The sequence below is a fragment of the Acinetobacter sp. GRABPA_MV_2 genome, assembly GCF_056725885.1.
This window is the reverse complement of record NZ_JBWZNA010000011.1, coordinates 96216-107743: the sequence shown is the minus strand read 5'-3', so window position 1 is coordinate 107743 and position 11528 is coordinate 96216. Positions and strand designations below refer to the sequence as shown.

Below are 11528 nucleotides of genomic sequence, written 5' to 3'. Positions count from 1 at the left end.
TCCCCCAATTTAGTCAGGTAATTTAAAGTCAGTTACTGACTCACGTAGTGACTCCGACATATTCGCCAATTCCGATACGGAGCGAGCAGTATCAAAGGTTGCCGTTGTTGTTTGTGAAGTAATTTCTTGTACGACTGTCATGGTTGCGGCAATATGACTTGCAGATGCAGATTGAAGTTTTGCTGCATCAGAAATGCTGGCAATTAACTTTGCCAAATCACCAGATACTTTTTGAATTTCATCGAGTGCAATACCCGCATCTTTCGCCAAGTTAGCACCACGCACAACCTCTGTTGTCGTTTGCTCCATTGAAATAACAGCTTCGTTAGTATCCGTTTGAATCGTTTTAACGAGTGTCTCAATCTGTTTAGTCGCTGAAGCTGAACGTTCCGCAAGGCGTTGGACTTCGTCGGCAACCACGGCGAAACCACGACCTGCTTCACCAGCCATAGATGCTTGAATTGCAGCATTTAATGCAAGGATGTTTGTTTGGTCTGCAATATCGTTAATTAACGAGACAATGTTACCAATTTCTTGTGAAGACTCACCCAAACGTTTAATACGTTTAGAGGTTTCCTGAATCTGTTCACGAATCGTATCCATACCCTCAATAGAACGGTTTACCACTTGTGCACCATTGGATGCAATATATACCGAACGCTGTGCTACGCTAGCAGATTCAGACGCATTAGAGGATACTTGGTCAATAGACAATGCCATTTCATTCATTGCTGTTGATGCACCTGCAATTTCTTGTGCTTGGTGCTCAGATGCTTCTGCTAGCTGGTTAGTAATATTCTGAGTATTATGCGTATAACGAGCAACTTCTTGCGAAGTTTCATGAATTCGAGATACTAGGTCACGTAATTGGTCAATTGCGAAGTTAATAGAGTCGGCGATTGCCCCTGTAAAATCTTCAGATACGGTTGCATATGAACGTAAGTCACCATCTGCAAGATCGGCAATTTCATCAAGTAAACGTAAGATCGCATTCTGGTTACGGTCATATTCTTCTTGTAAGGTAGCTACACGTTGTTTATCTGCTTTACTACGAAGTGATAAAAGCTTTAAGACCGAACTAATTAATCCAAGAAGCGATAATGCAACAAGTGCCCCCAAAGCAAAGGCCTTCCAGCCATAGTGTGTTTGCTCAGAAAGCTTACCTAATGCAGATAACATCTCATCAGATTGTGAGAAGATTTCACCCGATGACTGACGTACATTTACAATTTGATCTGTATGTTTGAGAACTGATGTTGCTGCAGATTTTAAAACTTTATCATACTCAGCTTTAATACCTTCCAAAGATTCTCGTATTTCTGGGGATTCAACTCTAGCAACACCTAATTCAGCATTACCGTTTAACTGAGCATTTAAATACACACCAAAAGTCTCGATATCGACACCAAAGTCATGTGCTGAACTTTGAGAATCTTCTGTGCCAACCAAAACCGAATTAATAGATCGTAAAATACGTTCTGCAATAAATACCTGATTTTTTGCAATCATTACCTGATTACTCGATACTTTTTCGCGAACCATCTTATCAACCATCAAGTTATATTCAGCCTGAATTTCAGGAATAGAGTCACTAATCGAGATATTCATGTTATATAACTGATTAATTACAGGCTGATGTGATGAGATCAAGTTAATGTCATAAGACAAAGCTTTCCACAAAACCGCAACTTTTTTATATTCTTTTGAAGATGTACCATGAATCTTTTCAATTTCTTGCATATTTTCTGCAAAAAGTTTTTCCGACTCAACTAACTCTTTCATTGCTTCAGGTGATCCAGAAGCTGTTGCTTCGGTAGCCTGTCTAGAAATCGTTTGTGACAATAAACGTAACTCACCCAAACTACGTGTTAATTGGTTATGTCGAGGCACGCTATAAAACAAATAGGCGAGCGAAGTTAAAGCAAATACTAAACATAACAACGCTACATAAAGGATAGGCTTGGACTTTTTACTTTCCCCAAACAAACTGGCATATTGCTGAATTTCTGACTGGATTTTTGCAATAAAATTGACTTTCGATTTTTCGTTTAGATCACGACTGCCACTTTTCTTTTTAAGTTTAAAGCCCATACAGCTTCTCCCCAGAAAAATATGCTATTTATTAACAGCATAAAAATTAGTTTATAAATTTTGTCGATGCATTCATATAATGTGGGTTTTGCAATAATCGACTAAATAAAAAGACATGCCAATGCTGATTATGCTGGTGAAAATACCCTTGGCAATATTCTTTTAGATTTTCCTCCAAGTTTGAACTTTGAGAAAAAAAGCTTTTCTTATTAAAGTGTTGAATCCCCAAAACCTGATCAACAACCAACCCCACATACTGGTCATGATGGCTAATACATAACACTTTTTGGGCAGACGAAAATGAACTCCGTTGCCCTGAAATAAAATGTGCCAAATCAGACACTGAAAGTAATCTTCCTCGAATATTTGCTAATCCCTTCACCCAGCTTTGAGTATTAGGAACAGGTGTATATTTTGGTGGATAGATAACTTCTGAGACTTCCCCAAGTGGTGCGACGAAGTATTGCCCTCTCATTTCAAAAGCAATTCCTGACCACCGTTCTGCTTCATTTTGGACTGAAGCGTAATTCTTATTACCTCGTTTAGACAGACGAAGTAATTCGATAAATCCATTCGCGGCCATACTCGATCCTATATGACGGGTATATCCCGTCATTTATGTTTTTATGGATGGATGAGTTAATTTAGAAATTGTTTAATTACATCAATCAATTGCTTTTCTTCGATCGGCTTAATCAGGTAATCGATTGCACCTTGACGTTTACCCCATACTCGGTCAGTTGCCTGATCTTTAGTACTCACAATCACAACAGGAATATGTTTAGTGTCTTCATCACGAGTAATCTGGCGTGTTGCCTGAAAACCATTTACACCTGGCATCACAACATCCATTAACACTAAGTCAGGTTGCTCTGCTTTTGCCAAGGTCACCCCATCTGCACCATTAGATGCTTCAAGTACGTCATAACCATGCTTGGTTAAAATTTCTTTAAAACGAAAAGTTTCTGTTGGTGAGTCATCAACAATAAGAATACGTGCCATTTCTTTGCCCTTAAATTACTTAATTATGAACTTACATGATTACGAATCGCATTTAGCAATTCATCTTTGCTAAAAGGTTTCGTCAAGTATTCATCTGAACCTACCACACGCCCTTTTGCCTGATCAAACAGACCATCTTTACTAGAGAGCATAATAACGGGAATGTTCTGATAATTTTGAGAGTTCTTAATCAGAGCACAAGTTTGATAACCATCTAAACGAGGCATCATGATATCCACAAAAACAATATCCGGATTTGCTTCTGCAATTTTAGACAAAGCTTCAAATCCATCCACAGCAGTAATTACTTCACAACCTTCACGTTGCAATAGTGTTTCTGCTGTACGGCGAATAGTTTTTGAGTCATCAATAACCATTACTTTCAGATTTTGGAACGTATCTTCCATTTAATCTTCCATCCCCATAACATAAAATATAAATGCAATTTAACTTAAATTTGTTTTTACACATTTATACGCATTTTTAACATAACTCACCTTCTATTTTCAATGAGGCATTTTTGTCTACTTTCTCATTTATAAACAATAACTTTTAACCTCATCACACTTTAATTAAAATTATCATTTTTTTTATAATGACTATATTTTTATTCAACTAAATAATAATTAATATAATAAAGATTAATTATTTAAAAATAAGCGACTTAGCTATCTTTTTTGGGGATTTTCAATGACTGATAGGACGAAATATGCCTTTTATAGGAACTGTGTGTCTGTATCTATAGGCATTATTTCCTTCGGATCACTCTTTTTCTCACCTTCTAGTCTGGCTGTTACCGATACTTCTAAAGCAGTCTGGTATCGTTATTATGATCAAAATGGTGTTGCCAATATCAGCACTTCAGTTACGCCAGCTCACATCCGTTATGGATATGAAGCTCTGGATCGCAATATGCAAGTGATAAAAAGAAACCACTCTTATAATGCTGAGGCAGATTTAAATCAATCAACTCAACGCGCATTATTAGCACAACATAAAGAACAAGATATCAAATTAAAAAAAGCTTATAGCAATAGTAAGACAGCTTCGATTAAAAGAGATCAGGCATTAGTGTCTATAAAAAAGCAAATTAATTATCAACAGGAACAACTTAACCAATTACAACAAGACAAAATTTTATTTAAGCGTCAGGAAATGGAGTATTTCAGGAAAGGAGAAATGATTCCTAAGCGTCATAAAGCATTGATTGAAAACAATCTAAATAATATTAATCGAGTTAAACAAACCATTGAAACACTTTCCAAGACCTATAGTCGAACTAATAATGAGTATGAAAATATTATCGAACGTTTAAAAAAGCTTGAATAACGGCAAAGGTTTATCAAGAATAGGGGCAAAATAAAATTTGAATTATAGGATGATGCTGTATGCACACAATGCATCTCACCCCTTCTACTTTTTTTAAACTGAGTATTATTAGTTTATGTTTAATTTTAGCTGCATGTAATCAACAAGAAACAACCAAAACTGCGGCCTCAGCTCCTACAAAAATTGAGCTTATTCCTCAAGACCTTATTGCAGTTAAAGAAGGAGCACTTGACTCCAAAACTGCATTTACAGGAACAATTCGTGCGGTTCAGCAAAGTTCCATTCAGGCACAAGTGAATGCAACAGCGACGAATGTCACTGCCAATGTTGGTCAACAGGTACAAAAAGGTCAAGTGCTGGTGAGATTGAATAATCAGGACAATGTTGCACGTTTAGCACAAGCACGCGCCAACCTTGCATCAGCTCAATCACAAGCTGAACTTGCACGTAATTTGATGAACCGGAAACAAAGATTATTTAATCAAGGTTTTATTGCTCGTGTCGAGTTTGAACAAAGTCAGGTTGACTACAAAGGCCAGCTTGAAAGCGTAAAAGCACAACAAGCAAATGTCGACATTGCTAAAAAAGCTGATCAGGACGGAATTATTATCAGTCCAATTTCAGGTGTGATTACTAAACGACAAGTAGAACCAGGTCAAACTGTTTCAGTTGGACAAACACTATTTGAAATCGTAAATCCAGATCAGCTTGAAATACAGGCCAAGTTACCAATTGAACAGCAATCTGCGCTTAAAGTAGGTAGCAATATTCAATATCAGATTCAGGGCAATTCTAAACAATTAAATGCAACGCTTACTCGCATTTCACCTGTCGCCGATCAAGACAGTCGACAAATTGAGTTTTTTGCTGCTCCTAAAGAAAAAATTGATTCGTTAAGCATAGGAGCGTTTATTAATGGAAATATTTTGCGCAATGACACTCATCAAGGCCAAACGATTCCTTTAGACAGCATTCAAAATATGCAACATGACCCTTTTGTGTGGGTGATACGCAATCACACAATTCAAAAAGTGAAAATTCGTGTGATTGAACAGCGTTATAACGACAATATTGGGTTAGCCGAAGGTTTACAAAGCACAGATCTGGTTAGCCGTATTCAATTTGAAGATTCCGACATTAATAAAAAAGTGACGGTTACAACCGACAAAAATAAATAAGGTAGCAAATAGCGTATGTGGTTTACTCGAATCAGTGTGAAATACCCCGTTTTTACCATTATGATGATGCTCAGCTTAATGGTACTCGGGTTGGCGTCTTGGAAACGTATGACTGTCGAAGAGTTTCCAAATATAGATTTCCCATTCGTAGTAGTCACCACACAATATGCGGGTGCGTCGCCTGAAGCGGTTGAGTCAGATATAACAAAAAAACTTGAAGATCAAATCAATACAATTTCAGGAATTAAACAGATTACTTCACGCTCAAGTGAAGGCCTTTCAATGGTGATTGCCGAGTTTAATCTTGATACTTCTTCGGCGATTGCTGCTCAGGATGTTCGTGACAAAATTGCACCCGTCACAGCGCAGTTCCGTGACGAAATTGATACACCGATTGTGCAACGCTATGACCCCTCGTCTAGCCCAATCATGTCAGTCGTATTTGAATCAAACAGCATGAGTTTGGCTCAATTAAGTTCCTATGTAGACAAAAAAATTGTACCTCAGCTTAAAACTGTTTCTGGTGTAGGTAATGTCAATTTACTAGGTGATGCTAAACGGCAAATTCGGATTAAGGTTCATCCTGAACAATTACAAAGCTACGGTATTGGTATTGATCAGGTCATTAACACGCTAAAAAATGAAAATATAGAAGTACCTGCAGGAACCTTACAACAAAAGAATTCTGAACTGGTTGTACAGATTCAATCAAAAGTCATCCATCCTCTTGGATTTGGTGATTTAGTTATTGCTAATAAAAATGGTTCCCCTATTTTTTTAAAGCAAGTGGCAACTGTTGAGGACACACAAGCCGAACTACAATCAAGCGCATTTTATAATGGAAGAACAGCTGTCTCTGTCGATATTTTAAAGAGTTCCGATGCCAATGTAATTCAGGTTGTTGATAAAACCTACCAAACTTTAGAGAAATTAAAAACACAAATGCCTGCGGGTTTAGATTACAAAGTCGTAGCTGATAGCTCTAAAGGTATTCGCGCTTCAATCAAAGATGTTGTTCGAACCATTATTGAAGGTGCTGCTTTAGCAGTTCTCATTGTTTTACTCTTTCTAGGCTCTTTCCGCTCTACAGTTATTACCGGTCTAACCTTACCGATTACTTTGCTCGGAACCTTAACTTTTATCTGGGCTTTTGGGTTTAGCATTAACATGATGACGCTGTTAGCACTATCGCTCAGTATTGGTTTACTCATTGATGATGCAATTGTAGTTCGGGAAAATATTGTCAGACATACTGAACTTGGCAAAGACCATGTGACTGCTGCTCTTGAAGGGACAAAAGAAATTGGTTTAGCCGTACTCGCAACCACGCTTACCATTGTGGCAGTATTTCTACCTGTTGCCTTTATGGGTGGTCTGATTGGACGTTTCTTTTATCAGTTCGGTGTAACAGTCAGTACAGCTGTTCTAATTTCAATGTTTATTAGTTTTACGCTCGATCCAATGCTTTCAGCTCACTGGAAAGATCCTGTAAAGAAAAAAGATAATTGGCTACAACGGTTTTTTAACCATATTTCTAATGTGCTAGATCGGCTTACCCATGTTTATGAAAAGCTATTAAAACTTGCCCTACGCTTCCGTTTAATCACGGTTATTGTTGCAATCGCTTCATTATTTGCTGCATTAGGACTATCGAAACTGATTGGGACCGAATTTGTACCTACACCAGATAAGGGTGAAGTGCGCATTCAGTTCGAGACTCCTGTAGATTCTTCTTTAGAATATACCCAAGCAAAATTACATCAGGTCGATCAAATTATTAGACAATTCCCTGATGTCGTTTCTACTTATGGTGTAGTGAACAGTGAAGTAGACTCTGGTAAAAACCATGCCGGTTTAGGAGTGACCTTAAAGCCAAAACAAGAACGTAGCTCAGATCTAAATACACTCAATAATGAGTTCCGTGATCGTTTGCAAACTGTAGCGGGTATTCGAGTGACTTCTGTTGCCGCAGCACAAGACTCTGTATCTGGCGGTCAGAAACCAATCATGATTTCGATTAAAGGATCTGACCTAAATGAACTACAAAAAATTTCAGATCGCTTTATTGCAGAAATGGAAAAAATTAAAGGCGTAGTTGATTTAGAAAGTTCATTGAAAGAACCTAAACCTACTTTGGGTGTTCATATTAATCGCGTACTGGCAAGTGATTTGGGCTTATCTGTTTCCCAAATTGCGAATGCCATTCGACCATTAATTGCGGGCGATAATGTCAGCACTTGGGAAGACCGTGATGGTGAAACTTATGATGTGAATTTACGTTTAAATGAAAATAAACGTATGCTTCCGCAAGATGTGCAAAATTTATATATCAACTCTAATAAAACCAATGCAGCTGGACAAAATATATTAGTTCCATTGAGTGCCGTCGCAACGACCGAAGAAAAGCTTGGGGCTTCGCAAATTAACCGACGTGATCTTGAGCGTGAGGTTCTTATTGAGGCAAATACCTCAGGTCGCCCTAGTGGCGATATTGGTCAAGACATCGACAAAATGCAAAAGTCATTTAAGTTACCTGCAGGTTATACATTCGATACTCAAGGGGCAAACGCCGATATGGCTGAATCTGCGGGATACGCATTGACAGCCATTACCCTATCGATTGTATTTATTTATATCGTGCTAGGTTCTCAGTTCAATAGCTTTATTCATCCTGCAGCAATTATGGCCTCTTTACCCTTATCATTGATTGGTGTTTTTCTTGCCCTATTCTTGTTCCAAAGCACCCTAAATCTGTTTTCGATTATTGGTATTATTATGCTGATGGGACTTGTCACTAAAAATGCAATTTTGCTGATCGATTTTATTAAAAAAGCGATGGATCAGGGTGTCAGCCGTTATGATGCTATTTTACAAGCTGGTAAAACCCGTTTACGTCCAATTTTGATGACAACAAGCGCTATGGTGATGGGGATGGTTCCCTTAGCTTTAGGTCTCGGCGAAGGTGGTGAACAAAGCGCACCAATGGCTCATGCGGTTATTGGTGGAGTGATTACCTCTACCCTATTAACTCTTGTGGTTGTACCCGTCATTTTCACTTATCTGGATGACTTGAAAAACTTTATGCTGCGTCAAACTCGACGATTCATGTCATAATGCAGCGATTATCGTATAATCTGCGTTTTTATAACGCTTAACTTTTAGGACTTTTTCCATGCGCGCAAGCCGCTTTTTATTTGCAACGTTGAGAGAAACCCCAAATGATGCTGAAGTGATTTCACACCAGCTCATGTTACGTGCGGGGATGATTCGTAAATTGGCATCTGGTTTATATACATGGCTGCCGATGGGAACACGTGTGCTTAAAAAAGTAGATGCGATTGTTCGTGAAGAAATGAACCGTTCAGGCGCGATGGAAGTATTCATGCCCGTGACTCAACCCGCAAGTCTTTGGGAAGAATCAGGTCGATATGAACAATATGGTCCTGAGTTATTACGCTTTAAAGATCGTCATACGAACCCATTCGTACTTGGGCCAACGCATGAAGAAGTTATTACAGATATGGCGCGTAACGAATTAAAAAGTTATAAGCAGCTCCCTGTAAACTTCTATCAAATTCAAACCAAATTCCGTGATGAAATTCGACCACGTTTTGGTGTAATGCGTTCACGTGAGTTCATCATGAAAGATGCTTATTCTTTCCATGCAACTCAAGAGTCATTACAAGAAACTTATGATGTGATGTACGACACTTATAGTCGTATTTTCACTCGTTTAGGTTTAGATTTCCGCCCAGTACAAGCAGATACAGGTTCTATTGGTGGTTCAGCTTCACACGAATTCCACGTATTGGCTGCAAGTGGTGAAGATGACATCGCATTTTCAACTGAATCTGATTATGCGGCAAACGTTGAAATGGCTGAGGCTGTTTTAGTGGGTGAACGTGCAGCACCGACACAAGAATTTAAATTGGTTGAAACACCAAACCAAAAAACGATTGATGATGTTTGCCAATTCTTAAATGCTGATCCAAAGCAATCTGTTAAAGCTTTATTGGTTCAAGGCGTTGCTGATGAAAAAGGTAATGTTCCTGTTGTTGCTCTATTTGTACGTGGCGACCATGAACTTAATGAGATTAAAGCTGAGAAGCATCCTTTAGTTGCTGCGCCTCTTACTTTTGCAACTGAAGAACAACTCCAAGCATTTGGTTTAACTGCTGGCTTTACAGGTCCACAAGGTTTAGTCGAAAAAGGCTTAACTGTAATTGTTGACCGTGCTGCATCTGTTCTTTCTGACTTCGTTGCTGGTGCAAATGAAGCGGACAAACATGCGGTTGGCGTAAACTGGGAACGTGATGCACAAATTAGCGAAGTTTTTGATCTACGTAATGTGGTTGAAGGCGATCCATCTCCAGATGGCAAAGGCACACTACAAATTAAACGCGGTATTGAAGTAGGTCATATTTTCCAGCTTGGTACTAAATACTCTGAAGCTTTGGGCTGTAAAGTTCTAGGTGAAGATGGCAAACCATTTACAGTAACTATGGGCTGCTACGGTATTGGTGTAACACGTGTTGTTGCAGCTGCAATTGAACAAAACTACGATGACAAAGGTATTATCTGGCCTCAAGCCATTGCACCTTTTGAAATTGCAATTGTTCCAATGAATGCGCACAAATCACCACGTACTCTTGAAGCAGCAGAGTCTCTTTATGCAGAACTTCAAGCTCAAGGTTTTGATGTGTTACTTGATGATCGTAACGAACGTCCAGGTGTTAAATTCTCTGACCTTGAATTGATGGGTATTCCACACCGTATTGTAATTGGTGAAAAAGGTTTGGATGCTGGTACTTTTGAATACAAAGGCCGCCGCGATGCTGAAGCGAGTAATTTAACTAAAGAAGAGCTTTTAGCTAAATTAGTGCGTTAATAAATACATAAATAAAAAAGCAGCTTTTAGAAGCTGCTTTTTTATTTCAATTTTTATGCTTGAACAGTTAAATCCTTGATAGTCGTGGATGAACCATTATTTTTAACCGACTCAATTCCTTTATCACGTGAAGCTTCGCTCGCATAGAACTGGCTCGTGCCGATAATCTGATGATTTGCAGCTTTTAAATTGAAATAAGGTTTCCCATTCTTTGCAGTTAAACGCTCATATCGGGCATCATCACCACTGTTTTTCTGAATTGACTCAATACCATTTACAGCAGAAGCTTTTGCCTTATATAGCTCACTATTTAAAATAGGTTCACCATTTCCTGCCTTCAAGATAAAACGGTATTGTCCATCACTCGCCTGTGAAATTTCGTACCATCCTGCCATAAAAACCTCATTTTTTTGTTGGTGTGGGTATGACTTTCGTTATTATTCTGGACGAAAGTTATTTGTTATTAATGACAATATAAAGGCGCGAACATTCCTTGAATAGTCCATTTTTTATACTTTTTCGTAATAAAATTATAATGATGTTAGAAATTTAAAAAGCAGAGATATAACCGTATATCTCTGCTGAAATGTAATAATAATTAACAGTTTAAGCTTTTTTTACAAATTCAGATTTTAATTTCATCTGACCAATACCATCAATTTTACAATCAATATTGTGACCATCACTTGCATCTGGCACTAGACGAATCGTTTTTACCTTAGTACCTACTTTAACGACTGAAGAAGAACCTTTAATTTTTAAGTCTTTGATTACAGTGACGCTATCACCATCTGCCAAGACATTTCCATTTGCATCTTTAATAGTTTCTTGTTCTTCAGTTGCTGATGCTTCTCCTTCTTTCCACTCATGTGAACATTCAGGACAAATCAATAGGTCGCCATCTTGGTAAGTATATTCTGATTGGCATTTTGGGCAGTTTGGCAAAGACATGAAAAAAATCTCAAAAAGTATATTATGCGAGAAATGACTCATTTTTTAAAGTTTTAAATAATAGACTTTTACCAAAAAAAAATTTATAT

The 11528-nt window shown here is 38.0% G+C and carries 10 protein-coding genes; 4 read left to right on the top strand and 6 right to left on the bottom strand.

From position 1 onward, the window contains the following. Positions 1-9: 9 nt before the first annotated feature. Genes ACXM0J_RS11385 through pilG form a run of 4 tightly spaced genes read right to left on the bottom strand, consistent with a single transcriptional unit; the run spans position 10 to position 3500 of the window. Positions 10-2091, bottom strand: a complete 2082-nt coding sequence (locus tag ACXM0J_RS11385) for a methyl-accepting chemotaxis protein (protein ID WP_479750524.1) — start codon at positions 2089-2091, stop codon at positions 10-12. A gap of 46 nt (positions 2092-2137) precedes the next feature. After that, a complete protein-coding gene (locus ACXM0J_RS11380) occupies positions 2138-2674 on the bottom strand; it encodes a chemotaxis protein CheW (protein ID WP_086265178.1) in 537 nt (178 codons plus the stop codon). 56 nt (positions 2675-2730) lie between these two features. After that, positions 2731-3093 carry a response regulator gene (locus tag ACXM0J_RS11375; protein ID WP_000101096.1) on the bottom strand — a complete coding sequence of 121 codons (363 nt, stop codon included), beginning with the start codon at positions 3091-3093 and terminating at the stop codon, positions 2731-2733. Between the two features lie 23 nt (positions 3094-3116). Continuing rightward, a complete protein-coding gene (pilG, locus tag ACXM0J_RS11370) occupies positions 3117-3500 on the bottom strand; it encodes a twitching motility response regulator PilG (RefSeq protein ID WP_086265179.1) in 384 nt (127 codons plus the stop codon). A gap of 283 nt (positions 3501-3783) precedes the next feature. On the opposite strand from pilG, the gene ACXM0J_RS11365 reads away from it, so the two are divergent. The 4 genes from ACXM0J_RS11365 (at position 3784) to ACXM0J_RS11350 (ending at position 10488) form a co-directional block, all read left to right on the top strand. Beyond that, positions 3784-4422: a hypothetical protein gene (locus tag ACXM0J_RS11365; protein WP_213034415.1), complete on the top strand. Its 639-nt coding sequence runs from the start codon at positions 3784-3786 to the stop codon at positions 4420-4422. Between the two features lie 68 nt (positions 4423-4490). Then, positions 4491-5600, top strand: coding sequence for an efflux RND transporter periplasmic adaptor subunit (locus tag ACXM0J_RS11360; RefSeq protein ID WP_086265244.1), 1110 nt, complete (start codon positions 4491-4493; stop codon positions 5598-5600). Between the two features lie 15 nt (positions 5601-5615). Next, positions 5616-8714, top strand: coding sequence for an efflux RND transporter permease subunit (locus tag ACXM0J_RS11355; protein WP_086265181.1), 3099 nt, complete (start codon positions 5616-5618; stop codon positions 8712-8714). A gap of 58 nt (positions 8715-8772) precedes the next feature. Continuing rightward, positions 8773-10488, top strand: coding sequence for a proline--tRNA ligase (locus ACXM0J_RS11350; RefSeq protein WP_086265182.1), 1716 nt, complete (start codon positions 8773-8775; stop codon positions 10486-10488). 53 nt (positions 10489-10541) lie between these two features. Here the strand turns inward: ACXM0J_RS11350 and ACXM0J_RS11345 are convergent, their stop codons facing one another. Together ACXM0J_RS11345 and ACXM0J_RS11340 are read right to left on the bottom strand one after the other, a co-directional pair. Beyond that, on the bottom strand, positions 10542-10883 hold the full coding sequence (locus ACXM0J_RS11345; RefSeq protein ID WP_016143125.1) for a YegP family protein: 342 nt from the start codon (positions 10881-10883) through the stop codon (positions 10542-10544). Between the two features lie 211 nt (positions 10884-11094). After that, positions 11095-11439 carry a zinc ribbon domain-containing protein YjdM gene (locus ACXM0J_RS11340; protein WP_086265183.1) on the bottom strand — a complete coding sequence of 115 codons (345 nt, stop codon included), beginning with the start codon at positions 11437-11439 and terminating at the stop codon, positions 11095-11097. Positions 11440-11528 lie beyond the last annotated feature (89 nt).